This is a genomic window from Streptomyces sp. NPDC002785 (genome assembly GCF_040295565.1).
Classification (GTDB): domain Bacteria; phylum Actinomycetota; class Actinomycetes; order Streptomycetales; family Streptomycetaceae; genus Streptomyces.
Genome location: NZ_JBEOVN010000037.1, coordinates 1 through 24,429, shown reverse-complemented (window position 1 = coordinate 24,429; position 24,429 = coordinate 1). Strand labels below are relative to the sequence as shown.

17 protein-coding genes and 1 pseudogene are annotated in these 24,429 nt (G+C 70.5%); 8 read left to right on the top strand and 10 right to left on the bottom strand.

Annotation, left to right across the window (positions count from 1 at the left end; genetic code table 11):
* Nucleotides 1-480: 480 nt before the first annotated feature.
* Nucleotides 481-939 carry a GNAT family N-acetyltransferase gene (locus ABTZ94_RS12315; RefSeq protein ID WP_351200183.1) on the bottom strand — a complete coding sequence of 153 codons (459 nt, stop codon included), beginning with the start codon at nt 937-939 and terminating at the stop codon, nt 481-483.
* 108 nt (nt 940-1,047) lie between these two features.
* On the opposite strand from ABTZ94_RS12315, the gene ABTZ94_RS12310 reads away from it, so the two are divergent.
* Nucleotides 1,048-1,215, top strand: a complete 168-nt coding sequence (locus ABTZ94_RS12310; protein WP_351200181.1) for a hypothetical protein — start codon at nt 1,048-1,050, stop codon at nt 1,213-1,215.
* 169 nt (nt 1,216-1,384) lie between these two features.
* Here the strand turns inward: ABTZ94_RS12310 and ABTZ94_RS12305 are convergent, their stop codons facing one another.
* Nucleotides 1,385-2,032, bottom strand: a complete 648-nt coding sequence (locus tag ABTZ94_RS12305; RefSeq protein ID WP_351200179.1) for a mycothiol-dependent nitroreductase Rv2466c family protein — start codon at nt 2,030-2,032, stop codon at nt 1,385-1,387.
* Between the two features lie 131 nt (nt 2,033-2,163).
* On the opposite strand from ABTZ94_RS12305, the gene pepN (ABTZ94_RS12300) reads away from it, so the two are divergent.
* From pepN (ABTZ94_RS12300) to ABTZ94_RS12285, 4 genes are all read left to right on the top strand, one after another.
* Nucleotides 2,164-4,779, top strand: a complete 2,616-nt coding sequence (gene pepN / locus ABTZ94_RS12300) for an aminopeptidase N (RefSeq protein ID WP_351200177.1) — start codon at nt 2,164-2,166, stop codon at nt 4,777-4,779.
* Between the two features lie 233 nt (nt 4,780-5,012).
* Nucleotides 5,013-6,083: a hypothetical protein gene (locus ABTZ94_RS12295; protein WP_351200175.1), complete on the top strand. Its 1,071-nt coding sequence runs from the start codon at nt 5,013-5,015 to the stop codon at nt 6,081-6,083.
* A gap of 247 nt (nt 6,084-6,330) precedes the next feature.
* Nucleotides 6,331-9,636: a S8 family serine peptidase gene (locus ABTZ94_RS12290; protein WP_351200173.1), complete on the top strand. Its 3,306-nt coding sequence runs from the start codon at nt 6,331-6,333 to the stop codon at nt 9,634-9,636.
* Nucleotides 9,637-9,855: 219 nt separating this feature from the next.
* Nucleotides 9,856-10,884 carry an aspartate-semialdehyde dehydrogenase gene (locus ABTZ94_RS12285; protein ID WP_351200171.1) on the top strand — a complete coding sequence of 343 codons (1,029 nt, stop codon included), beginning with the start codon at nt 9,856-9,858 and terminating at the stop codon, nt 10,882-10,884.
* Between the two features lie 84 nt (nt 10,885-10,968).
* On the opposite strand, the gene ABTZ94_RS12280 is transcribed toward ABTZ94_RS12285, so the two are convergent.
* Both ABTZ94_RS12280 and ABTZ94_RS12275 read right to left on the bottom strand, forming a co-directional pair.
* Nucleotides 10,969-11,316 carry a type II toxin-antitoxin system PemK/MazF family toxin gene (locus ABTZ94_RS12280; protein WP_351200169.1) on the bottom strand — a complete coding sequence of 116 codons (348 nt, stop codon included), beginning with the start codon at nt 11,314-11,316 and terminating at the stop codon, nt 10,969-10,971.
* A complete protein-coding gene (locus ABTZ94_RS12275; protein WP_351200167.1) occupies nt 11,303-11,533 on the bottom strand; it encodes a ribbon-helix-helix domain-containing protein in 231 nt (76 codons plus the stop codon). The genes ABTZ94_RS12280 and ABTZ94_RS12275 overlap by 14 nt, the downstream gene beginning before the upstream one ends.
* A gap of 99 nt (nt 11,534-11,632) precedes the next feature.
* Here ABTZ94_RS12275 and pepN (ABTZ94_RS12270) point away from each other — a divergent pair, with 99 nt between their 5' ends.
* Nucleotides 11,633-14,209 (top strand): aminopeptidase N, encoded by a 2,577-nt coding sequence (pepN, locus tag ABTZ94_RS12270; protein ID WP_351200165.1) that lies wholly within the window; start codon nt 11,633-11,635, stop codon nt 14,207-14,209.
* 181 nt (nt 14,210-14,390) lie between these two features.
* On the opposite strand, the gene alc is transcribed toward pepN (ABTZ94_RS12270), so the two are convergent.
* From alc to ABTZ94_RS12245, 5 genes and pseudogenes are all read right to left on the bottom strand, one after another.
* Nucleotides 14,391-15,530, bottom strand: coding sequence for an allantoicase (alc, locus tag ABTZ94_RS12265; protein ID WP_351200163.1), 1,140 nt, complete (start codon nt 15,528-15,530; stop codon nt 14,391-14,393).
* Nucleotides 15,531-15,786: 256 nt separating this feature from the next.
* Nucleotides 15,787-16,040, bottom strand: a pseudogene (locus ABTZ94_RS12260) (LysR family transcriptional regulator substrate-binding protein); the annotation flags it as partial.
* 130 nt (nt 16,041-16,170) lie between these two features.
* Complete coding sequence (locus ABTZ94_RS12255; protein ID WP_502967230.1) at nt 16,171-16,383, bottom strand: hypothetical protein; 213 nt, start codon at nt 16,381-16,383, stop codon at nt 16,171-16,173.
* 38 nt (nt 16,384-16,421) lie between these two features.
* Nucleotides 16,422-18,647 (bottom strand): 4-alpha-glucanotransferase, encoded by a 2,226-nt coding sequence (gene malQ, locus ABTZ94_RS12250; protein WP_351200159.1) that lies wholly within the window; start codon nt 18,645-18,647, stop codon nt 16,422-16,424.
* Nucleotides 18,648-18,920 carry a hypothetical protein gene (locus ABTZ94_RS12245; RefSeq protein ID WP_351200158.1) on the bottom strand — a complete coding sequence of 91 codons (273 nt, stop codon included), beginning with the start codon at nt 18,918-18,920 and terminating at the stop codon, nt 18,648-18,650.
* 328 nt (nt 18,921-19,248) lie between these two features.
* Between ABTZ94_RS12245 and ABTZ94_RS12240 the strand changes: the two genes are divergently transcribed.
* Entirely contained in the window at nt 19,249-22,287 is a 3,039-nt protein-coding gene (locus tag ABTZ94_RS12240; RefSeq protein ID WP_351200156.1) for a glycoside hydrolase family 84 protein, read from the top strand.
* A gap of 70 nt (nt 22,288-22,357) precedes the next feature.
* On the opposite strand, the gene ABTZ94_RS12235 is transcribed toward ABTZ94_RS12240, so the two are convergent.
* Nucleotides 22,358-22,894, bottom strand: coding sequence for an HNH endonuclease (locus tag ABTZ94_RS12235; protein WP_351087030.1), 537 nt, complete (start codon nt 22,892-22,894; stop codon nt 22,358-22,360).
* Nucleotides 22,895-23,222: 328 nt separating this feature from the next.
* Here ABTZ94_RS12235 and ABTZ94_RS12230 point away from each other — a divergent pair, with 328 nt between their 5' ends.
* Nucleotides 23,223-24,290, top strand: a complete 1,068-nt coding sequence (locus tag ABTZ94_RS12230; protein ID WP_351200154.1) for a mechanosensitive ion channel family protein — start codon at nt 23,223-23,225, stop codon at nt 24,288-24,290.
* The last annotated feature ends 139 nt before the right edge of the window (nt 24,291-24,429 follow it).

Here is a 24,429-nt window from a genome sequence, read left to right as displayed (position 1 = left end):
AACTTCGTGGTCCCCGCGCCCCCCGTGTTGGAGATCAGGTGATCGTAATCCGACTCAGTGGGCTTCATCGGCGCCACGTCGACCTTCAGCACCGCCGACCAGCCGTCAGCGCACGTGTCCTTGATGTACAGCTTGTCGCCATCGGCCACGAACCAGCCCTCGGAAGAGTAGGCGCAGCCGGCGTGGGCGATGCCGTAGGCATGCGGAGTATTGGCGCCGGCAGAGGCCGGCGAGCTCGCGAGCCCCACGCATGCGACAGCAGCCACACACGCCCCCATCACCTTCATCTTCGACACGGTCATGCCAATTCCTCCCCGTCGAGCTTTTGGTCGAACGCGGCCGAGCCTACGGCTGTGACCGTCGCCGGAGTTCCCAACCGTGTCGCCGTGATTTTGTTGTTACCCGGCTCACCGACGGGGCCGACCGTCGTTCGGCGCGGGTGTGCCGATTCCGCTGATTACCCGAGGTCGAGAGCGAGCTTCAGCGCGGCGTGAGCTCGTACTCCAGCAATGGCAGCTCGCGGCCGGGAATGGATCCCGACGGGGTCGCTCCGACCCGTACCGCGCCCATCGCGAGATAGAAGGGTTCCGCGTTCGGGTCGGCGTCGATGGTGAGGCGTACGAAACCGAGGCGGCGGGCCTCCGTCATGGTGTGCTCGAAGAGCAGCCGGCCGATGCCCCGGCCCAGCGCGTCGGGGGCGACGAACATCATGCCGAGGACGCCCTGGGGCGGGGCGCCCTCCAGCGTGGTGAAGCCGAGCACGCGGCCGTCCTCCTCGGCGACTGTCGTCCGGTGACGCTCGATGTCGGCCGGGTGCAGGGTGAGTTCGTCGCGGCAGGCGGCGAGGAACGCCTCGTCGTAACCCCAGTGGGCCTTCGATGCCAGGGCGATTTCGGTCAGCGCGGCGGCTTCCGCCCGCTGAGCCGGTCTTACTTTCATGTCCGTGTTCCCCCTCTTCTCCGGTACGAGGTGCGCCGCTCGCGCAGCTCGTGCCCACTGAAGCACAGCGCAAGGACGAGCAGGACGCCCCGACGGAGGTGCGAGCGGATGCTCGGGATCGCCTGGGACGCGCATCGGGCGGCGACGGGTGAGGACCTGCCCGGCGGCTCGTTCACGATTGATTACCCCGCCCTGGACCCGGAGTGGAACTTCGACTTCGACGACGCGGAGCGGGTGGCGCTGCGGCTGCCGAAGCTGGACGCGCTGTACGCGTGAGGCGGGCATGCGGGACCCGGCGGCCCGTAACTCGCGGGGCCCGCACCCGTTGCGCCAGAAGCGCTTCCCCGCAGATGCGGGGATGACTCGATCGGACCCTGAGTCCGCGGCCGGTTGATCTACTGCTCCCCGGCGACGCGGGGATGCCCGGCTCCCCGCCCGCGCGGGATCACTCGAAGTTGGGCCCGGCAGTCCTGGTCCGCTTGATCTCGTAGAAGCCGGGGACCGACGCCACCAGCAGCGTGCCGTCCCACAGCTTCGCCGCCTCCTCGCCCTTCGGGGCGGGGGTGACGACCGGGCCGAAGAAGGCGACCTCCTCGCCGTCCGGGCCCGGGACGGCGATGACCGGGGTGCCGACGTCCTGGCCGACCTTGTCGATGCCCTCCTTGTGGGAGGCGCGCAGCTCGGCGTCGTACGCGTCCGAGTCCGCGAAGTCCGCCAGCTCGGCCGGCAGGCCGACGTCGCCGAGCGCGGCCACGATCGCCTCGCGGGTGGGGCCCTCGTCCTTGTTGTGGAAGCGGGTGCCGAGCGCGGTGTAAAGGGGACCGACGATGTCGTCGCCGTGCTTCTGCTGGGCGGCGATGACGACGCGGACCGGGCCCCACGCCTTCTCCATCAGGTCGCGGTACTCCTCCGGCAGCTCGTCGAGCTTGTCCTCGTTGAGGACGGCGAGGCTCATCACGTGCCAGCGGACCTCGACGTCGCGGACCTTCTCCACCTCCAGCATCCAGCGGGAGGTCATCCAGGCCCAGGGGCAGAGCGGGTCGAACCAGAAATCGGCAGGGGTCTTGCCGGGCGCCGTGCTGCTGTCAGACATATCTCTCCTCGTAAGGGCGTTCGCCTCTGTGCGCGAGAACGCCTCGGGGCGCACCGGCCATTCCCGCATGCCCGGCCGAGCGGCGACATGGGAGGATCAAACTATTCGAACGTGACACAAAGGAGTGCGCCGTGCCCGGTGAGAACCTGTCCCGCGACGAGGCCCGTGTGCGGGCCGAGCTGCTGACCGTCGACGGCTACGAGGTCGCTCTCGATCTGCGTTCCGCCGTCGGTGGGCCCGACGGGGACGACGACGGGGCCTCCTCCGGTCCGCGGACCTTCCGCTCGGTGACCACGATCCGGTTCCGCAACGGGCGGGCGGGGGCGTCGACCTTCGCGGATCTGGTGGCGCCGAGCGTGAACGCGGTGACGCTGAACGGGCAGCCGCTCGACCCCGCCGTCGTCTTCGACGGGACGCGGGTGGCGCTGGAAGAGCTGCCGGAGGGCGACAACGTCCTGGTGGTCGACGCGCAGTGCGCGTACAGCCGGACCGGCGAGGGAATGCACCGGTTCGTCGACCCGGAGGACGGCGAGGTCTACCTCTACACGCAGTACGAGCCGGCCGACGCGCGGCGCGTCTTCGCGAACTTCGAGCAGCCCGACCTGAAGGCACCCTTCCGCTTCGAGGTGACGGCGCCCGAGGCCTGGACGGTCTGGAGCAACGGGGCGGAGGAGTCCCGGGACGGCGGGGTCCGGCGGTTCGCCGAGACGAAGCCGATCTCCACGTACATCACGGCGGTCGTCGCCGGCCCGTACCACTATGTGACGGACTCCTACAGCCGTACGTTCGACGACGGCACCACGCTGGACATCCCGCTCGGCGCCCTCTGCCGCAAGGGGCTCGCCCGGCACTTCGACGCGGACGACGTCTTCCTCATCACCAAGCAGGGCCTGGACTTCTTCCACGACAACTTCGACTACCCGTACCCGTTCGGCAAGTACGACCAGGCGTTCGTGCCCGAGTACAACCTCGGCGCGATGGAGAACCCGGGCTGTGTCACGTTCCGCGAGGAGTACATCTTCCGCGGCAAGGTGACACAGGCGTCGTACGAGAGCCGCGCCAACGTCATCCTGCACGAGATGGCGCACATGTGGTTCGGCGACCTCGTCACCATGCAGTGGTGGGACGACCTGTGGCTGAAGGAGTCGTTCGCCGACTTCATGGGCGCGTTCTCCATGGTGGAGTCGACCCGTTTCAAGAACGGCTGGATCACCTTCGCCAACAACCGCAAGTCGTGGGCGTACCGCGCCGACCAGCTGCCGTCCACGCACCCGATCACGGCCGACATCCGTGACCTGGAGGACGCCAAGCTCAACTTCGACGGCATCACGTACGCCAAGGGCGCCTCGGTGCTGAAGCAGCTGGTGGCGTACGTGGGGCGGGACGCGTTCCTGGAGGGCGCCCGGCGCTACTTCAAGAAGCACGCCTACGGCAATACGCAGTTGGGCGATCTGCTGTCCGTCCTGGCCGAGACGTCCGGGCGTGACATGACCGCCTGGTCCCGGTCGTGGCTGCAGACCGCGGGCGTCAACTCACTGACCCCGGTGGCGACGTACGACTCGGCGGACCGGATCACGGAGCTGGCGGTCCTCCAGGAGGCGGCCGACTCCCACCCGGAGCTGCGGCCGCACCGGGTCGCGGTCGGCCTGTACCGGCGGGCCGCCGACGGCGACCTGGTGCGGTACGCGCGCGCCGAGATCGATGTGGCGGGGCCGCGCACGGTGGTCGGGGAGCTGGCCGGAGCGGAGCGGCCCGAGCTGATCCTGGTCAACGACGACGACCTCACGTACTGCAAGGTCCGCTTCGACGAGGTGTCCCTGGCCACGCTGCGGGCGCACCTGGGTGACATGACCGATCCCCTGGCGCGGGCGCTGTGCTGGTCCGCGCTGTGGAACCTCACCCGGGACGGGCTGATGCCGTCCCGCGACTTCGTCTCCCTGGTGCTGGCCTTCTCCGGCCGGGAGTCCGACATCGGCGTCCTGCAGATGCTGCATGCCTGGACCCGGACCGCACTTGTGCACTACGCGGCGCCCGAGTGGCGCGAGGAGGGCGGCAGGGCGCTCGCCGAGGGTGCGCTGGCGGAGCTGCGGATCGCCGAGCCGGGCAGCGAGCACCAGCTGGCGTGGGCGCGGTTCTTCGCGTCGGTCGCCGACTCGGACACGGACTTCCAGCTGCTGTCCGGGCTGCTCGAAGGTTCGGCCCGGATCGACGGGCTGGACGTCGACCAGGAGCTGCGGTGGGCATTCCTGTCCCCGCTGGCCGCGCACGGGGTGGCCGACGAGTCGGTGATCGACGCCGAACTGGCCCGCGACGACACGGCGTCCGGGAAGCGGCACCAGGTGCGGTGCCTGGCCTCGCGGCCCTCGGCTGCGGTGAAGGCGCAGGCCTGGGCGGGCGTCGTGGAGTCGGAGGCGCTGTCCAACGCGTTGGTGGAGGCGACGATCACCGGGTTCGAGCAGTCTTCGCAGCGGGAGTTGCTGGCGCCGTACGCGGAGAAGTACTTCGCCGCGATCGAGCGGGTGTGGGCCGAGCGGTCGATCCAGATCGGGATGGCTGTGGTGAGGGGCCTGTTCCCGGCCCTGCAGGACGACCCGTCGACGCTGGCGGCTACGGACACGTGGCTGACCGCGCATGCGGATGCGGCACCGGCGCTGCGCAGGCTGGTGCTGGAGGCACGGGACGATCTGGCTCGGGCGTTGCGGGCACAGGGGTGCGACGCGGCGGCGGCAGCGGGGGCCGGGGCCTGACGGATACCCCGGGCCGCGCGCCCCGGCTTTGTTCTCCTTCGCCGGACGGGCTTGATTTCCTGGCCCGTCCGGGATGGGGACCCGTGGGCGCGCCCACCCGGACAGGCTGAAAATCGCCGGGACGGTCCTTTTCGTTCGTCGAACGTGCGCACTTCAGGGCGGTGTTGTCCTGAATTGTCAACGGGCGTGTAACAGGGGTTAGTGGCACGACCGCGTGCGGGAAACCCCGGAACATGACCCAGAACCCCCCGCTCTCCCCCAGTCACCTCCGTATCGCCGACGACGTCCGTCAGCGCGTGCTGTCCGCAGCACAGTTGAGGGCGCACGGCGTGTCCGCCGCGGAGGCAGCCGCGCGGTGCAGGACCGGTGGGCCGTGGCAGCAGCCGCTGCCCGGCGTGTATGTCCTGCACCCGGGACCGGTCACCGACGAGGAACGGCTGCGGTCCGCCTTGCTGTACGCGGGCCGGCGACCGGCTTCCGGCCGCCGGGGCGTGCCCGCGCAGCCGGGACCGGACACGGAACCCGGGTACGGCGAGGCCGTGGTCACCGGGCTTGCCGCGCTCGCCCTGCACGGGTTCGCGGCAGCCTCGCCGCCCGCGTCGCCGGTCAGGATCGATGTGCTGGTGCCGCGTACCCGGCGACTGCGGTCGGTGGGGTACGTACATCTGGTGCGGGCCGCCGAACCGCCCTGCCCCGAGCAGGTGCAGGGCCTGCCCGTGGCCCCGGTGGAGCGGGCTCTCGCGGACGCGGTCGCCGGGCTCGGGGACGCCTCGGCCGTACGCCATCTGCTCACCGAGGCGGTCCGCGGCGGGCATTGCGAGCCGGCCGCCGTCGTACGCGAGCTGAGCCGGGCCGAACTGCTGGGCCGTCCCCAACTGATGGACGCCGTCGACGCGTTGCTCGCCGAGGGCCGGGCGCTGGCGGAGAACCGGCTGTACGACACGGTGCGGTCGCACGGCCTGCCGGAGCCGCTCTGGAACGTGGACCTGCGGCTGCCCGGTGGCCCGCACCTCGGCGGAGTGGACGCCTACTGGCCCGAGGAGGCGGTCGCCGTGGTGCTCGACACCAGGGCGCCGCGGCACAGCAGGCTCGACGACGACCGGCGCCGGGCGGAGCACGACGCGCAGTGGTCCGCGTACGCCGCCAAGCGGGAGCACCTGGAGCGGCTCGGCGTCACCGTCGTCCACCTCTCCCCGAAGAAGCTCCGCGACGCGGGGGAACAGCAGGCGATCGTGGTGCGTACGGCGCTGATGGAGGCGGCCGATCGTGAACCGGCCGCGTATGTGATGATCCTGCCCCGTTGAAGGCGGGCCACAGAGGCCATTTACCGGTCGGTCCCAGACCGACCGGAACACGGGGGGTGCGACGCCGCTCCCCCATTTACCAGTTGGTCTTATTCACCGTTTCGTCCCTGATGGCACATCAGCCCCACTGGCGGAAGTCCGCCATGTCCAAATCTCGCCCACGTCAACTCTCCACAACCCCTGTCATTTACGAAAGGGTGAGCGGTCATCCGGTACCGAATTCCGGACTCTCTCTTTCACTTCAGGGATGCTGATGACCACCGAGTCCCCCAGTTCCATACCCGGGGCAAGACGCGCGGCCCGAGTCGCGGCTGCCGCCGGTCTGGTGGCCGCGCTGGCCGCCACCGGCGCCGCCCCGGTCTTCGCCGCCGATGACCCTGCCCCCGCTCCGGTCAAGTCCGCCGCCAAGGGCGCGACGGCCGACAAGCTCGGCGCGGCCGACGCCGGCCTTCTGGCCAAGGCCAAGGCCAAGGGCGAGAAGAACGTCACGATGATGGTCGCTACCGCTCCCGGCGCGACCGAGCAGGTCACCAAGCAGCTGGACGCCGTCAAGGGGTCCGTGCTGGGACGCGCGTACGACAAGCTCGGATACGTACGGGCCACCGTGCCCACCGCGTCCGCCGAGGCGACCATCAAGGCGGCCTCCAAGCTGTCGTCCGTCCACGGCATCGATCTCAAGCAGGAGATCAAGCTGGACGACCCGACGCCCGCGGCCGACCGGGTCGCCGGGGCGACGACGAAGTCCACGGGCAGCTACCCGGCGCCCGGCAAGAAGACGCCGGCGAAGAACCCGTACAACCCGTCCTTCGAGACGGGTGCGGTCGACTTCGTCAAGCAGCACCCGAAGGCCGACGGCCGGGGCGTGACCATCGGCGTCCTGGACTCGGGTGTGGACCTCGGTCACCCGGCGCTCCAGAAGACCACCACCGGTGAGCGCAAGATCGTCGACTGGGTGACGGCCACGGACCCGGTCAGCGACGGTGACGGCACCTGGCTGAAGATGACGGACGCCGTGTCCGGCCCGACGTTCACGTACCAGGGCCGTACGTACAAGGCGCCCGAGGGCGACTTCAAGATCAAGCTGTTCGCCGAGGCCGCCACCAAGGGCGGCGACATGGCGGGCGACCTGAACCGCGACGGTGACACCACCGACGTGTGGGCCGTGCTCTACGACCCGGTCACCAACACCACGCGCGTCGACCTGAACAACAACGGTGACTTCACCGACGACACCGCCCTGAAGCCGTACAAGGAGAAGCACCAGGTCTCCTACTTCGGCAAGGACGACCCGCGGACCGACGTCGTCGAGCGCATCCCGTTCAGCGTCGAGACCCGCAAGAACGTCGTCCACAACGCGGCCGGCGACAAGGCCGACTACGTCAGCATCGGTGTCATCGAGTCCGAGCACGGCACCCACGTCGCGGGCATCACCGCCGCGAACGGTCTGTTCGGCGGCGAGATGAACGGTGCCGCACCCGGCGCGAAGATCGTCTCCTCGCGTGCCTGCACCTGGTCCGGCGGCTGCACCAACATCGCGCTCACCGAGGGCATGATCGACCTCGTCGTGAACCGCGGTGTCGATGTCGTCAACATGTCGATCGGTGGCCTGCCGCCGCTCAACGACGGCAACAACGCCCGTTCCGAGCTCTACAAGCGGCTCATCGACATCTACGGCGTCCAGCTGGTCATCTCGGCCGGAAACGACGGCCCCGGTGTGAACACCATCGGTGACCCCGGCCTCGCCGACCACGTCATCTCCGTCGGTGCGTCGATCTCCAAGGAGACGTGGGCCGCCAACTACGGCTCGAACGTCACCAAGAAGTACGACATGCTGCCCTTCTCCTCACGCGGCCCGCGTGAGGACGGCGGCTTCGCGCCGATCCTGACGGCCCCGGGTGCGTCCATCAACACCACCCAGACCTGGCTGCCCGGCGGCCCGGTCAAGGAAGCGGGCTACAGCCTGCCGGCGGGCTACTCCATGCTGCAGGGCACCTCGATGTCCTCGCCGCAGGCCGCGGGCGCGACCGCGCTGCTGCTGTCGGCCGCGAAGCAGAAGCACATCGAGCTGCCGCCGGCCGATCTGCGTACGGCGCTGACCAGCACCGCCACCCACATCAAGGGTGTGCCCGCGCACGCCCAGGGCTCCGGTCTGATCGACATCGTCGGTGCCTGGAAGCAGATCGAGAAGCAGGGCGCCCCGGCGCACGAGTACTCGGTGAAGGCCCCGGTCGACACCGCGATCGACTTCGCGCTGAAGACCCCCGGCTTCGGTACCGGTCTGTACGACCGCGAGGGCGGTCTGAAGGCCGGCCAGAAGAAGTCGTACGACGTCACGATCACCCGCACCACGGGTCCGGACAAGGCCGTCAAGCACCAGCTGTCGTGGAAGAACAACGACGGCACCTTCAAGCTGACCGGCCCGAGCACGGTCTCCCTGCCGCTCGGCAAGCCGGTCACCGTCAAGGTCCAGGCGCAGCCGGGCAGCGCGGGCGTGCACAGCGCGATCCTGCAGGTGGACGACAGCAAGACCGTCGGCGTGGACCATCAGATCCTCTCCACGGTCATCGTCTCCACGCCGCTCGTGAAGCCCGCCTACGCGTTCAAGGCGTCCGGCTCGGTGCAGCGCAACGGCACCACGTCATACTTCGTGAACGTGCCGGAGGGCGCCAAGACCCTTGAGGTCGCGATGGGCGCGCTGCGCTCGGGCAGCCAGACCCGCTTCATCTCCATCCACCCGTACGGGGTGCAGACGGAGAACAGCTCCACGATCTTCTGCTACCCGAACTACGAGAACCCGGACAACACCTGCCGCCCCGACGTGCGCTCCTACAAGGACCCGCAGGCGGGCGTCTGGGAGATCGAGGTCGAGGCACGGCGCACGTCGCCGCTGCTGGACAACCCGTACAAGCTGGATGTCTCGCTGCTCGGTGCGACCTTCGACCCGGCGGTGCAGACCATCGCCGAGGCGAAGATCGGCACGCCGGCCGCGGTGGACTGGAAGGTCACCAACAACGCCGGCGACCTGGAGGGCGCGCTCAAGGGCGGCTCGCTGGGCTCGGCCAAGGTCGCCACGCCGTCGATCAAGACGGGCGACGAGCAGGAGTACACGGTCACCATCGGTGAGGGCGTCGAGAAGCTGGACGTCGCCATCGGCGGAACGTCGGACGCCAACGCGGACCTGGACCTGTACGTCTTCAAGGGCAACACCCAGGTCGGCAAGTCCACCACGGCCGGGTCCGAGGAGTCGGTCAGCCTGGTGAAGCCCGCCGCCGGTACGTACACCGTCGTGATCGACGGCTACGACGTCCCGGCCGGGACCAGCACGTACAACTACCGCGACGTGTACTACACGCCGTCGCTCGGCACGATCAAGGTCGACGAGTCGAAGGCCGTGAAGCTGGCCAACGGCGCTTCGGCCCAGATCGGTGCCGAGGTCTCGGTCGCCGGGGCGGCCCCCGAGGGCCGGCAGTTCTTCGGCGAGGTCCACCTGGTGAACAGCCGCGGGACCGCGGCGGGCACCGGCAGCGTCGTGATCGAGAAGGTCACGCCGTAGCGGTTCACGCCGTAGCGGTGACCGCGGTCGCCGTGTGATCCGTGCATGTGATCCGTACGACAGTGGGGCGGGCGCTCTGTGGAGCCCCGCCCCACTGCTCTGCCCGTCCGGCCGGGCGGGCACTGTCCGTAGCGCGGACAATGGATTGGACAAGGAAGCCGTTCACATACGCATCATGGAGCGGCAACCGTGCCAGTTCGTACGTTTGAAGGAGTCCCTGTGAAGGTCGGAATCGTCGGCGCCACCGGTCAGGTCGGCACAGTCATGCGCAGGATCCTGGCCGAGCGGAAGTTCCCTGCCGACGAGCTGCGGCTGTTCGCGTCCGCGCGCTCCGCGGGCTCCACGATCGAGTGGCAGGGCCGGGAGATCACCGTCGAGGACGCCTCGACGGCCGATTACTCCGGGCTGGACATCGTGCTGTTCTCGGCCGGTGGCGCGACGTCGAAGGCGCTCGCCGAGAAGGTCGCCTCGCAGGGCGCCGTCGTGATCGACAACTCCTCCGCCTGGCGCAAGGACCCCGAGGTCCCGCTGGTCGTCTCCGAGGTCAACGCGCACGCGATCGCGAACCGGCCCAAGGGCATCATCGCCAACCCGAACTGCACCACGATGGCCGCCATGCCCGTGCTGCGCCCGCTGCATGACGAGGCCGGCCTCCAGACGCTGACCGTCGCCACGTACCAGGCGGTGTCCGGCTCCGGTGTGGCCGGTGTCGCCGAGCTGCACGGCCAGGCGTCCAAGGTCGTCGCCGAAGCCGACAAGCTCACCCACGACGGCGAGGCCGTCGACTTCCCCGAGCCGGGCGTCTACAAGCGTCCGATCGCCTTCAACGTGCTGCCGCTGGCCGGCTCGATCGTCGACGACGGCTCCTTCGAGACCGACGAGGAGCAGAAGCTCCGCAATGAGTCCCGCAAGATCCTGGAGATCCCGGAGCTGAAGGTGTCCGGCACCTGCGTCCGGGTGCCGGTCTTCTCCGGCCACTCGCTCCAGGTCAACGCACGTTTCGCCCGTCCGATCAGCGTCGAGCGCGCATACGAGCTGCTGAAGGACGCCCCGGGCGTCGAGATCTCCGAGATCCCCACCCCGCTGCAGGCGGCCGGCAAGGACGCCTCGTTCGTCGGCCGGATCCGGGTCGATGAGACCGCGGAGAACGGCCTCGCGCTCTTCGTCTCCAACGACAACCTGCGCAAGGGCGCGGCGCTGAACGCGGTACAGATCGCGGAGCTGGTGGCGGCGGAGCTGAACGGCTGACGCCTCACGCATGAAAGGGGCGGCCACCGGTGCTCGGTGGCCGCCCTTTCGTATGCGTCAGAGGGCGGGATGCCGTCCGTATCGTCAGAGAGCGAGATGCCGGCGCAGGGCGGCGTCGATCTCGGCCATGCGCCGGCGGGGGACGGTACCGACGTGCCGCAGGAACTGCTCCTCAGCCAAGGCGCGCACCTGCTCGCACTGCACCTTGGAGTCCTTCGGCAGGCCGCACTCCGCTGCGGGAAGCAGCACCTGGAAGGGATAGACCCGAGCGGTGTTCGACGTCAGTGGCACCACGGTGATCACACCGCGCCCCATCCGCGAGACAACGGCGTTGGCCCCGTCGTTCGAGACGATCACCGCCGGGCGGGCTTGACTGGCCTCACCGCCCCGCACCGGCTCGTACTCGACCAGGTAGATGTCACCGCGCCTCATCGCTCAGCCCGTCACCCGAGAACTTGTCCCAGAACGCGGCATCCTCGCTCGCGTCCCATTCCGCGAATGCCGCCTCGTAGTCAGCCTCCAGATTCGAGGCACGCAGCAGCTCGATGGCGGCGTGAATCACCGCGGACCGGGAATCCGCCTCGGTCTTCACGGCGTACTCGTCGACGAAGGCGACATCCTCCTGCGGCAAGCTCACACTGATCTTCATACTGTTGATGCTACCGTAGTAGCCTACCTATAGCTACTCCGTCTCCGGGTGCGACGTGGAAGGATGACCGGAAACGTCACATACCAAGGAGATGACCGCGTGCCTGGCACCAATCTGACCCGCGAAGAGGCACAGGAGCGGGCGCGCCTGCTGACCGTGGACGCGTACGAGATCGATCTCGACCTCTCCGGGGCGCAGGAAGGCGGAACCTACCGGTCCGTGACCACCGTGCGCTTCGACTCCGCCGAGGCCGGTGCGGAGACCTTCATCGACCTGGTCGCCCCGGCCGTGCACGAGGTCGAGCTGAACGGCAAGTCGCTGGATGTCGCGGCCGTGTTCCGCGACTCGCGCATCAAGCTTGCGCATCTGGTCGCGGGCTCCAACGAGCTGAAGGTCGTCGCCGACTGCTCGTACACCAACACGGGCGAGGGCCTGCACCGCTTCATCGACCCGGTCGACCAGCAGGCGTACCTCTACACCCAGTTCGAGGTTCCGGACGCGCGCCGCGTCTTCGCGAGCTTCGAGCAGCCCGATCTCAAGGCGACGTTCCAGTTCACGGTGAAGGCGCCGCACGGCTGGACAGTCATCTCGAACTCGCCGACACCCGAGCCGCAGGACGATGTCTGGTCCTTCGAGCCGACGCCGCGCATCTCGACGTACATCACGGCCCTGATCGTCGGCCCGTACCACTCGGTGCACAGCAGCTACGAGAGGGACGGCCAGTCCGTTCCGCTCGGCATCTACTGCCGCCCGTCGCTGGCCGAGTTCCTCGACGCGGACGCGGTCTTCGACGTGACGCGGCAGGGCTTCGACTGGTTCCAGGAGAAGTTCGACTACGACTACCCGTTCGCCAAGTACGACCAGCTGTTCGTCCCGGAGTTCAACGCCGGTGCGATGGAGAACGCGGGCGCCGTCACCATCCGCGACCAGTACGTGTTCCGCTCGAAGGTGACGGACGCGGCGTACGAGCGGCGCGCGGAGACCATCCTGCACGAGCTGGCACACATGTGGTTCGGCGACCTCGTCACCATGGAGTGGTGGAACGACCTGTGGCTGAACGAGTCGTTCGCCACGTACACCTCGGTCGCCTGCCAGGCGTACGCGGAGGGCTCGAAGTGGCCGAACTCCTGGACCACGTTCGCCAACTCCGAGAAGACCTGGGCCTACCGCCAGGACCAGCTGCCCTCCACGCACCCGATCATGGCGGACATCCGTGACCTGGACGATGTGCTGGTCAACTTCGACGGGATCACGTACGCCAAGGGCGCCTCGGTCCTGAAGCAGCTGGTGGCGTACGTCGGCATGGACGCGTTCTTCAAGGGCGTCCAGGCGTACTTCAAGGCGCACGCGTTCGGCAACACCCGTCTGTCCGACCTGCTGGGCGCGCTGGAGGAGACCTCCGGCCGCGACCTGAAGACCTGGTCGAAGGCGTGGCTGGAGACGGCCGGCATCAACATCCTGCGCCCGGAGGTCGCCACGGACGCGAACGGCCACGTCACGTCCTTCACGGTCCTCCAGGAGGCCCCGGCCCTCCCCGCCGGTGCGAAGGGCGAGTCGACGCTGCGGCCCCACCGGATCGCGATCGGCTGCTACGACCTCGACGGCTCCGGCAAGCTGGTCCGTACGAACCGGATCGAGCTGGACGTCGACGGCGCACGCACGACCGTGCCGTTCCCGGCCGGCACGGCCCGCCCCGCCGTGATCCTGCTCAACGACGACGACCTCTCGTACGCGAAGGTCCGTCTCGACGAGGAGTCGCTGCGCGTCGTCACCGAACACCTCGGCGACTTCACCGAGTCCCTCCCCCGAGCCCTGTGCTGGGCCTCCGCCTGGGACATGACCCGCGACGGCGAGCTGGCGACCCGGGACTACCTCTCCCTGGTGCTCGCGGGCATCGGCAAGGAGACGGACATCGGCGTCGTCCAGTCGCTGCACCGTCAGGTGAAGCTGGCGCTGGACCTGTACGCGGCGCCGGAGTGGCGTGAGGCCGGACTGACGCAGTGGACCGAGGCGACGCTCGCGCACCTGCGCGCGGCGGAGCCGGGCAGCGACCACCAGCTGGCCTGGGCCCGCGCCTTCGCGGCGACGGCACGCAACCCGCAGCAGCTGGACCTGCTGCAGTCGCTGCTCGACGGCAAGGAGACGGTCGAGGGCCTGGCCGTCGACACGGAGCTGCGCTGGGCGTTCGTCGAGCGGCTGGCCGCGACCGGTCTGCTCGAAGAGGACGAGATCGCCGCCGAGTACGAGCGCGACAAGACGGCGGCGGGCGAGCGCCACGCGGCGACCGCCCGCGCGGCGCGCCCCACCGAGGAGGCGAAGGCGGAGGCGTGGGCCTCGGTCGTCGAGTCCGACAAGCTGCCGAACTCCCTCCAGGAGGCGGTCATCGACGGCTTCGTCCAGACCGACCAGCGCGAACTGCTGGCCCCGTACACGGAGAAGTTCTTCGCCACGGTCAAGGGGGTCTGGGAGTCGCGCAGCCACGAGATGGCGCAGCAGATCGCCGTCGGCCTGTACCCGAGCGTCCAGGTCTCGCAGGCCACCCTGGACACCACGGACGCCTGGCTGTCCTCGGCGGAGCCGAACGCGGCCCTGCGCCGGCTGATGTCCGAATCGCGTTCGGGTGTGGAGCGCGCGCTGAAGGCCCAGGCGGCGGACGCGGCGGCGGCCACGGCGTAACGGCTGAGCGGTGAAGCAGTAAGGGGCGCCTCCGATGGGGGCGCCCCTTCTCACAGGGGACCGGCAAGGCGCATGGGGAGTTGAAGGACCTCGGGTGATCGGCGAGGCGTCGACGGAGGCGGGCGTCTCGGTGCAGCCGTCCGACGGGTGGGAGCAGGGGGTTAGGGAACGTACCGCGGGGCTATGATCCCGACTCCTCGTAGCGCCGGGCCAGTTCGGCCGCGCCGCTCTCCGTCAGGCTGCCGTGCAGGCGCATGCGGGCGACTCCGCCGTCCGGGAAGGCGTCGAGGCGGACGTGGGTGACGATCACCTGGGCGCGGAGGGGGAAGCGGTGGAGGGTGTCGGGCTGGAGCCTGGTGCGGGGGATGATCTCGAACCATTCGCCGGTCTCGCCGTTGCGGCCCTGGAGGGCGATCCAGCCGGCCGCGTTGCCCTTGAGGTAGGCCGTGTCGATCTCGGCCGCGCGGACCGCACCCTGGGCGACCAGGCGGAAACGGACCCAGTCGTTCGTGTCGCGGACCCGGCGGCGGCGGTTCTCCCAGCCGTCGTCCATCTTGCGGGAGGTGCCGGGCAGGATGATCTGGGTCGGTGAGGAGTAGAAACGGTCCGAGGCGTCTTCGTAACTGCCGCCGTTGAGGGCCGAGATCAGGTCGAAGGTGCCGAGCGTCGCGAGCCAGGACGGGTCGGGGAGGACCTCGCCGTGGACGCGGAGGCGGGCGATGCCGCCGTCGGGGTACTGGCAGAGGCGGACGTGGGTGAAGCGGCGGTCGTCGGTGATCTCGAAGCCGTTGGCGGCGTGACCGCGTACGGGGGTCGGCGGGACGATCTCCTCCCACTTCACGCCGTCGGCGAGGAGTTCGGCGGGGCCGGGCGAACCCTCGACCGCCGTGGCCTGCATCGAGACGCGCTGCGGGTAGTTGCCGCGGAAGTGGGCCGTGTCGACGACGATGCCGCGGATGATTCCGGGGGCGCCGAGGCGGATGAGGGCCCAGTCGTGCTCCTCGGGGGCCGGGAACGGGTGGGCCGCGTCCGTGCCGCGTCGGCGGCGGGTCTCCCAGCCGTCCATGATCTTGCCCTTGTGGCCGAAGTGCCCGGGGTCGAAGACCGCGCGCTCCCGGACCAGGAGGTTCTCGCGCTGGGCGAAGAACTCGTCGTTGGCGGCGATCACGCCCGCGCCGAGGCGGCGGTCGGCGAGGTCGACGAGTTCGGTGAAGGGGAGGTCGTTGGTGCGGTAGTCGGCGTACGGGTCGCCGCCGCTGTACGGAGCCGCGTCGTTGGCGTGGGGGTCCTCGTGCCGGTTCTCATTCTGGTCGAAGGTCATGTCCTTACTGTCGCCGCGGACAACCCATTAGGTCCATCGAAAGTTTTTGCATTATCTAGACCGACCGGCACATGGGGGGTGGGAGAAGGAGCGGGGTTGGGTGCGTGCAGCTGCAAGGCGGAGGATTGAGGCAGATGGGGGTCTCCCCTGCTCGAGTGCAGCCGAGAGCTCGGGGAAGGAGCCATGGCGATTGACGACAACGCGGCAGATGTGCGTACTCAGCCCCGCGACGCCGCCCCCCATTTGCCGGTCGGTCTTATTCAGGTGAAGTGAATGATGAGGCGGCTTCGGTGAGCGCCGCGAGGACCCGGGCCACCGCCGGACCTCGCTCGGCCCCCTGCCGCACCGCCGCCACCACATGGCGCCGCGGCTGGTCGGCGTCGAGAGCGCGCATCACCAGCCGCCCCGGCTGTGCCGTTCCGACGATGCCATGCGCGGGATCAGGGCGACGCCCATGCCCGCCTCGACCATGGCCAGGATCGCCGTCCAGCCAAAGGCGCTGTGCGCCTCCCACTCGATCATGGCCGCAACCTATCCGGGGCCCGGGACGAAGCATCCGGGCCGGGGATGCGGGTCCGGACATGCGTGTGCGCCGCACGGTACGGGGTACCTGCGGCGCACTCGGGAGGAGTGTGGGTGGCTAGGCCTGCTTCTTGGACCTGTCGAAGACCATGACCAGGCCCGCGATGACCAGGTACAGGGCGATGGGTGCCACGACGTAAAGACCGATCGTCTCCATCACGCTCAGGCCGGGGCCCGGGTCGTCACCGTCGTCACGAACCAGCGCAAGCGCGGGGGACGACATGAGCAGCATCATCAGCGTCGTACCGGCCGCCACGGCGCCGGCGCGCATTGCGTTCTTCTTGTCCACGGTGCAAACGTAGCGAACGCCTACGACGGGCGCGCGCCCGGGGGTGCCGTACGGGGTCCGGGGTGGGGTTCCAGGTGGGGTTCCGGGCGGTCCTCGCGGGGTCTGAGGACCTCCATCAGTCGGTGCAGACGGGGCGCTGCCGCCAGTTCCTCCAGGGTGACCGGGTGGCCCTCCGCATCGGCGACGGGCAGGCGCCAGTTGGGGTACTGGTCCCAGGTGCCCGGGAGGTTCTGCGGGCGGCGGTCGCCGAGCGTGTCGGGAAGCCAGACTCCGACCATGCGGGCGGGGGTGCGCAGCAGGAAGCGGTGGACGGCGCGGACGGCGCCCTGCTCGTCGCCCTCGCCCTCGGGAAGCAGGCCGAGCCTGGCCAGATACCTCAGCCACTCGGCGGTGTCGGTCGCGTCCGCGGTCAGCTCCTCCGCGAGGCTGCGGGGGAGCAGGCCGAGCCGGTGGCGCAGCGCCACATGGTCGCCGGTCAGCCGGGCGGCGGTGGACGGCAGATCGTGCGTGGTGACGGTGGCCAGGCAGCCCTTGCGCCACTCCTCGGGGGCCAGCGGGCGGCCGGTGCCCGCCCAGTCCCGTTCGAACCAGAGCACGGACGTGCCGAGCACGCCGCGCCGGGCCAGTGCCTCGCGTACCCCCGGCTCGACGGTGCCGAGGTCCTCCCCCATGACCACCGCGCCGGCCCGGTGCGCCTCCAGGACGAGGACGGCGAGCATCGCCTCGGCGTCGTGGCTGACGTAGGTGCCCTCGGTGGGTGGGCGCCCCTCGGGCACCCACCAGAGCCGGAACAGGCCCATGACGTGGTCGATGCGCAGGGCGCCCGCGTGGGCGAGGAGTCCGCGCAGCAGTCCGCGGTACGGGGCGTAGCCGGACGCGGCGAGGACATCGGGGCGCCAGGGCGGCAGGCCCCAGTCCTGGCCGTGGGCGTTGAAGGCGTCCGGGGGCGCGCCGACGGACATGCCGTGCGCGAAGGCATCCTGCTGGGCCCAGGTGTCGGCGCCGCCGGGGTGCACGCCGACGGCGAGGTCGTGGACGATACCGACGGCCATTGCGGCGTCCAGGGCGGCGCGCTGGGCGGCGGCGAGCTGACTGTCGGTCAGCCAGGCGAGCCGGCAGTGGAAGTCGACGCGGTTCAGCAGTTCGCGGCGGGCGCGGGCGGTCCCCTTGGAACGGGGGTCGCGGAGCGCGGCCGGCCAGGTGTGCCAGTCGGAGCCGTGGACCTCGGCGAGGGCGCACCACAGGGCGTGGTCCTCCAGGGCCTGTCCCTGCTCGGCCAGGAAGTCGCAGTACGCGGCGCGGCGGCCCGGGGTGAGAGGCACCTTCGTCACGAGTTCGAGGGCCTGGCGCTTGAGTTCCCAGACGGCGTCCCGGTCGATGAGGGCGCCCTTGTTCAGGACGGTGTCGCTGAGCGCCGCCGCATCCTGCCGCAGATCGTCGAGGGTGCCACGGTCCGGTACGTGCCCGTACTCGGGGATGGACTCGATGTGCAGATGGACGGGGTCGGGGAAGCGCCGCGACGACGGGCGGTACGGGGACGGGTCGGTGGGGTTGCCGAGCACGGCGGCATGGAGCGGGTTCACCTGGACGAATCCGGCGCCGAGGGTCCGCCCGGACCAGGCGGCGAGGTCGGCGAGGTCCCCGAGGTCGCCCATGCCCCAGGAGCGGGCGGAGAGCAGGGAGTAGAGCTGGACGAGGAAGCCGTGACTGCGTGCGGGCGGCTGCGGCACCCGGGGCGGGGCGACGACGAGCGTGCCGGTCTCGGACCGGCCGCCCGGCGCGCGTACGACCAATCGGTGCACCCCGAGCGGCGGCTCGGCCCACCAGTCGGGGGGCGGAAGCGTGCCCGTTCCGGTGCCTGCGCCCGCACCCGTGTCCGCTTCGGCGGCACCCCGTCCTGAATCGGCCGGATCCGGTCGGTCGACCGGAACGCGCATCCGCGGGGGCGGGGGCGACCCGCCGTCCTCGAGCCCGATGTCGAGCGTGGTGCCGGGCGGCAGGGCGGTCAGGGCCGGGGGCAGCGGCTCCCCCGTCCACACCACCAGCGTCGGCGGAAGCAGCCGGGAGCGAGCCGAGGACTCGGCGGCGGCAAGCGCTTCTGCCACCGCTTCGGGCGTGGCGGCGTCCACCCCGAGCGCGGCGAGCACGGCGATGACCGTGTCGTCGGGAACTGACACGGTGACATCGGCGGACGGGGAGTAGGAGGTGGCGACGCCGTGCAGTGCGGCGAGCCGGGACAAGCCCATTCAGACTCCTGGGGACTCCATGCCCCACGCGCCGCCGGAGGTGGCCGGCTCGCTGGTCAGCGGGGCGTTGACGGCGAGCGGGGCTTCGCTGGTCAGTGGTGTGGCGTCGGCGAGCGGCGGCTCGCTGGTGAGAGGTATCGCATCGGCGAGCGGCGGCTCGCTCGTCAGCGGACCGGAGCCGGGCGCGGCGGCCGGGAGCGCACCGGGCAGCGGGGCGGGGCCGGGTGCCTGTTCGGAGAGGGCGGAGAGCAGAAGCTGCGCGGCAGCGGGCATGGGGGCCTCCCGGCCGTGTAGGAACAGGACACAGCAGACCTACCCAGCGGGCTCGACCGCAGACGTAGGCATCATCACAACGAATTCAACGTGCTCTGGGTCACATTCCGTTCCTCGGAGGCCGTTTTTCCGTAAGACCGATCCAAGTTGTCCGCTGTTTTCGGCCATCCGGCGTCATCCTGAGGGGTGGTCGCCCGCAGACAGCCGGCCACCCCTCACCCCACACACCCCACATCGGGCATTTGCGGCACACCAGTCACTCGCATTGACACCCTCGCGTGCGGGTGGTGGGCTCGGAGCCCACCGGTGGGAGCGAGGGAGAAGAGCGATGCGGCTCAGGCGCAGAAAGCAGGCAACGGCCGTCGCGGTCGCCGTGCTCGGCGGGCTGCTCTCCACAGGGACGACGGCTGCCGTCGCGGCCCCTTTGGCGCCCGGCTCCTCCGCCGTCACCGCCACCGACCGCACGGACGACGGCGCCCTGCCCGCCGTGTGGCCGCGGCCCCAGTCCATCAAGGCGTCCGGGCCGTCCGTACCGCTCTCCGCCGAGGTCACCCTCGTGGCCGACGCGCACGCGGATCCGTACGCCGTCGACGCACTCCGGCAGCTCCTGCGGGACGCGGGCGTGCGGACCGTCCACGAGGCGTTGCCGGGCCGCGGAGCCGTCATCCGGCTCGGCGGCAACGGCGCCCAGGACGCCCTGCGCACGCTGCACGCCGACGGCCGCGACGATCTGCCGTCCGGTGGCTACCGGATCGCGGCGGGCCGGGTCGCAGGCCGGGACACCGTCGCCGTGGACGGTGTCGGCAAGGACGGACTTTTTCACGGCGTGCAGACACTGCGTCAGCTGATCCGGGACAAGAGCGTCGCCGGGGTCACCGTCAGGGACTGGCCGGGCACCGCCGTCCGCGGGATGACCGAGGGCTTCTACGGGCAGCCGTGGACGCGTGCGGAGCGGCTGGCGCAGATCGGCTTCATGGGGCGTACGAAGCAGAACAGGTATCTGTACGCGGCGGGCGACGACCCGTACCGGCAGGCCCGTTGGCGCGATCCGTACCCCGCCGACCGGCGCGCCGACTTCCGGGCGCTGGCCGAGCGGTCCCGCGCCGAGCATGTGACGCTCGGCTGGGCCGTCGCCCCCGGACAGGCCATGTGCCTGTCGTCGGACAACGATGTGAAGGCGCTGACGAAGAAGCTCGACGCGATGTGGGCGCTGGGCGTGCGCGTCTTCCAGCTGCAGTTCCAGGACGTCAGCTACAGCGAGTGGCACTGCGACAGCGACGCCGACACCTTCGGCAGCGGCCCCGAGGCGGCGGCCAGGGCGCAGGCGCGGGTGGCGAGCAAGGTGGCGCAGCATCTCGCGGACCGCTATCCGGACGCGGAACCGCTGTCGGTCATGCCGACGGAGTTCTACCAGGACGGGTCGACCGACTACCGCAGGGCTCTCGCCGAGGAGCTGGACGACCGGGTCCAGATAGCCTGGACCGGTGTCGGGGTCGTACCGAGGACCATCACCGGCGGGGAACTGGCCGGTGCCCGCGCCGCGTTCCGGCATCCGCTGGTCACGATGGACAACTACCCGGTCAACGACTACGCGCAGGACCGCATCTTCCTCGGCCCGTACACCGGCCGGGACCCGGCGGTGGCGATGGGTTCAGCGGCGCTGCTCGCCAATGCGATGGAGCAGCCGTCCGCGTCCCGTATTCCGCTGTTCACGGCTGCCGACTTCGCCTGGAACCCGAAGGGCTACCGGCCGCAGGAGTCCTGGCAGGCGGCGATCGACGATCTGGCGAGCGGCGACGCCCGCACCAGGGACGCGCTGCGCGCGCTGGCCGGGAACAGTGCGACGTCCGTGCTGGGCGGTGACGAGTCGGCGTATCTGCAGCCGCTGCTGGCCGCGTTCTGGCAGTCCCGTACGACGACCGACGCCACGGCGCAGGCCGATGCGGCGCGCAGGCTGCGGGAGGCGTTCACCGTGATGCGGCAGACACCGCAGCGGCTGAAGGGTCTGGCCGGCGGGCGCCTGGACGGCGAAGTGCGGCCATGGACGGAGCAGTTGTCCCGGTACGGCCGGGCGGGCGAGCTGGCCGTGGATCTGCTGCAGGCCCAGTCGCGCGGTGACGGCGCTGCCGCGTGGCAGGCGTCGCTGGCGCTGGAGCCGGTGCGCAAGGCCGCGAAGACGAGCGGTGCGACGGTCGGCAAGGGTGTCCTCGGTCCGTTCCTGGACCGGGTGCGCCGAGAGGCGGACGCCTGGACGGGCGCGGACCGCGACGCCGGTACGGTGACCGAGGCCCCGGGCAGCTATACGGTCCGGCTGAACCGCTCCCGCCCGGTGGAGACCGTGACGGCGATGACGGTGCCCGGCGGCGGTGCGGTGGCCGGTGCGACGCTGGAGGCCCATGTGCCCGGCGAGGGCTGGCGCAGCCTCGGCCCGGTGTCGGCGACCGGCTGGACCCAGATGCCGGCCAGGGGTCTGCGGGCCGACGCGATCCGGATCAGCTGGCCCACGGGCGGTCCGTCGACGCCGCCGGTCATCACCGGCACGATGCCGCCGATCGTCCCGGGAAGCCGGACGGGAAGCAGTATCGGAACCGGTGCCTCCGGGGGTGCGCAGGGCCGGGCTCCGCAGGTGCGCGCGCTCGTGCCGTGGTTCGGCGACGAGCCCGCCGCCCGGCTCGATCTCGTACGCGGCGAGACGGATGCCGAGATCGGCGGCAAGCCGCAGCGGGTCGAGGCGCGGCTGGCCGCCCGGCGCCCCGCCGAGGTACGGGGCGCGCTCACCGCGCAGGCCCCCGAGGGCATCGAGGTGAGCGTCCCGAAGCGGACGAGGGTGCCGCGCGGTTCGCGTACCGACGTCCCCGTCGAGATCACCGTCCCGGCGGGCACCCCGGCGGGTGAGTACGAGGTGCCGATCGGCTTCGGCGACGAACGCAGCACGCTGACCGTCCGGGCCTACCCGCGCAGCGCGGGCCCCGACCTGATGCGTACCGCCACCGTCTCCTCGTCCGGCGACGAGACCCCGGACTTCCCGGCGACGGCCGCCTCCGACGGCGATCCGGGCACCCGCTGGTCCTCGCCGGCCGAGGACGGCGCCTGGTGGCAGGCGGAACTGCCGCAGCCGGCCCGGGTCGGCCAGGTGGTGCTGCACTGGCAGGACGCGTACGCCTCCCGCTACCGCATCCAGGTCTCCGCGGACGGCCGCAGCTGGCGCACGGCGGCGACCGTACGGGACGGCAAGGGCGGGCGCGAGTCGGTCCGGATGGACGCGAAGGACACCCGCTTCCTCAGGGTGCAAGGCGATGCCAGGGGCACCGAGTTCGGCTACTCGCTCTGGTCGGTGGAGGCGTACGCCGTGGCGGCAAAGGAGTAACGCCCCGGTCGCGCGTATGTCGTCCCCAAAGGCCCCGTCCGGCCCCGGGGACGACAAAGGCCCGGATCTCTCAGGCTGAGATGCCGTCGATCCGGGCCATCGCGTCGTCCGCGCCGAATGGTTGCAAGTACGGCAGCCAGCGCGGGTCGCGATGTCCCGTCCCGATGATGCGCCAGGCGAGACCCGTCGGCGGGGCGGGCTGCTGATGCAGCCGCCAGCCGAGCTCCGGCAGGTGCCGGTCCGCCTTGACGTGGTTGCAGCGACGGCAGGCGGCCACCACGTTGTCCCAGGCATGCTGTCCGCCGCGGCTGCGCGGAATGACGTGGTCGACGCTGGTCGCGGTGGCGCCGCAGTACATGCAGCGGCCCCCGTCGCGGGCGAACAGCGCCCTGCGGGTCAGTGGTACGGGTCCCCGGTAAGGGACCCGTACGAACCGTTTCAGGCGGACGACGCTGGGGGCCGGGACGGCCCGGGTGGCACTGTGCATGAAGGCGCCGGATTCCTCGAGGCAGACGGCCTTGTTTTCGAGCACGAGGACGAGCGCGCGGCGAAGCGGTACGACGCCGAGCGGCTCGTACGACGCGTTGAGAACCAGGACATGCGGCACGGTGGATGCCTCCTTGTACGTCGGCGGCGCGTGGCTCGCGCCGGGACGATCCGATCTCAGTCTCTACTCACGCCTGGTCAAAGCGCCACCACGTGCGGGTAACGGGCCGGGAGGATTTTTCTGCGCTCCCTGCTTCCCGCACCGTCGCCGCACGCCGGAACAGGTGCTTCGGGACCGCTGCCGCAGTGGCCGCGCACCGATGTGCGATCGGCCACACGCCGCCTGCGCGCCCCCTGTGTGACGCGCTCTCCCCCGATCGTGGCAACGGAACACTCCCGATACCCCGTTAGTGTGGTTGGCCTGCCACCGTCCATCTGGAGGTTCCACCGTGTTCCCGTCCGCCCTGTTGGCCGCAGCTCCGTCGCCCGGGCCCGGCGGCTCGCTGGACGAGGCCGCCGAGCAGGCCGGCAACGCCGCGGGCTGGGTGGAGGAGAATTGGTCCACCTGGCTGAACACCGGTCTGCGCATCGTGCTCATCGCCGCGATCGCGATCGTGTTGCGCATCGCGATCCGCCGTGCTCTCACCAAGCTCATAGACCGGATGAACCGCAGCGCCCAGGCGGTGGAGGGCACCGCCCTCGGCGGGCTGCTGGTCAATACGGAACGCCGCCGTCAGCGCTCCGAGGCGATCGGTTCCGTACTCCGCTCGGTCGCGTCGTTCCTGATCCTCGGCACGGCCGCCCTGATGATCCTGGGCGCGTTCCAGATCGATCTGGCGCCGCTGCTGGCCTCCGCCGGTGTGGCCGGTGTGGCGCTCGGTTTCGGTGCGCGCAACCTGGTCACCGACTTCCTCTCCGGTGTCTTCATGATCCTGGAGGACCAGTACGGCGTCGGCGACACCATCGACGCGGGCGTCGCCTCCGGCGAGGTCATCGAGGTCGGCCTGCGGGTCACCAAGCTGCGCGGGGACAACGGTGAGATCTGGTACGTCCGCAACGGTGAGGTGAAGCGAATCGGCAACCTCAGCCAGGGCTGGTCGACGGCCGGCGTCGATGTGACGGTGCGCCCCACGGAGAACCTGGACAAGGTCCGTACGGTGATCTCCGAGGCCGCCGCGGCGATGGCCAAGGAAGACCCGTGGAACGAGCGGCTGTGGGGCCCCGTGGAGGTCCTGGGCCTGGACTCCGTGTTCCTGGACTCGATGACGGTCCGGGTGAGCGCGAAGACGATGCCGGGCAAGGCGCTGAGCGTGGAGCGCGAGCTGCGCTGGCGGATCAAGCGGTCCTTCGACGAGGCGGGCATCCGCATGGTCGGCGGCGTCCCGGCCCAGGCGGACGAAGCCTCGCCGGCCGACCCGACGGCCGCCATGGCCGCCCCCTCGGCGTACGCGTCTGCCACCTCGCCGCAGTCCCTGGCCACGACACCGATCACCCCGCCACCGAACATGTCGAAGTAGGACCGGCCGGCACATGGGGGGTGGACGCCGCCCCCCATGTGCTTGCCGGTCCAGGGTCTCGGCCGTTAGAGTGAGGGGGGCCCCCCCGCCGAGTCGGGGGGCCCCCCAAACGTGTGCCGGTCCCCGAGGCCGCAACACC

Bases quoted from the DNA above. Each gene is read 5' to 3' on its own strand.
- ABTZ94_RS12275 (WP_351200167.1), bottom strand. From the start codon at position 11,533: ATGAAGATCAGTGTGAGCTTGCCGCAGGAGGATGTCGCCTTCGTCGAC.
- ABTZ94_RS12315 (WP_351200183.1), bottom strand. From the start codon at position 939: ATGAAAGTAAGACCGGCTCAGCGGGCGGAAGCCGCCGCGCTGACCGAA.
- alc (WP_351200163.1), bottom strand. From the start codon at position 15,530: ATGACCTTCGACCAGAATGAGAACCGGCACGAGGACCCCCACGCCAAC.
- malQ (WP_351200159.1), bottom strand. From the start codon at position 18,647: ATGGGCTTGTCCCGGCTCGCCGCACTGCACGGCGTCGCCACCTCCTAC.
- ABTZ94_RS12280 (WP_351200169.1), bottom strand. From the start codon at position 11,316: ATGAGGCGCGGTGACATCTACCTGGTCGAGTACGAGCCGGTGCGGGGC.
- ABTZ94_RS12245 (WP_351200158.1), bottom strand. From the start codon at position 18,920: ATGCCCGCTGCCGCGCAGCTTCTGCTCTCCGCCCTCTCCGAACAGGCA.
- ABTZ94_RS12310 (WP_351200181.1), top strand. From the start codon at position 1,048: ATGCTCGGGATCGCCTGGGACGCGCATCGGGCGGCGACGGGTGAGGAC.
- ABTZ94_RS12295 (WP_351200175.1), top strand. From the start codon at position 5,013: ATGACCCAGAACCCCCCGCTCTCCCCCAGTCACCTCCGTATCGCCGAC.
- ABTZ94_RS12240 (WP_351200156.1), top strand. From the start codon at position 19,249: ATGCGGCTCAGGCGCAGAAAGCAGGCAACGGCCGTCGCGGTCGCCGTG.
- ABTZ94_RS12290 (WP_351200173.1), top strand. From the start codon at position 6,331: ATGCTGATGACCACCGAGTCCCCCAGTTCCATACCCGGGGCAAGACGC.
- ABTZ94_RS12255 (WP_502967230.1), bottom strand. From the start codon at position 16,383: ATGCGCGCCGGCGCCGTGGCGGCCGGTACGACGCTGATGATGCTGCTC.
- ABTZ94_RS12305 (WP_351200179.1), bottom strand. From the start codon at position 2,032: ATGTCTGACAGCAGCACGGCGCCCGGCAAGACCCCTGCCGATTTCTGG.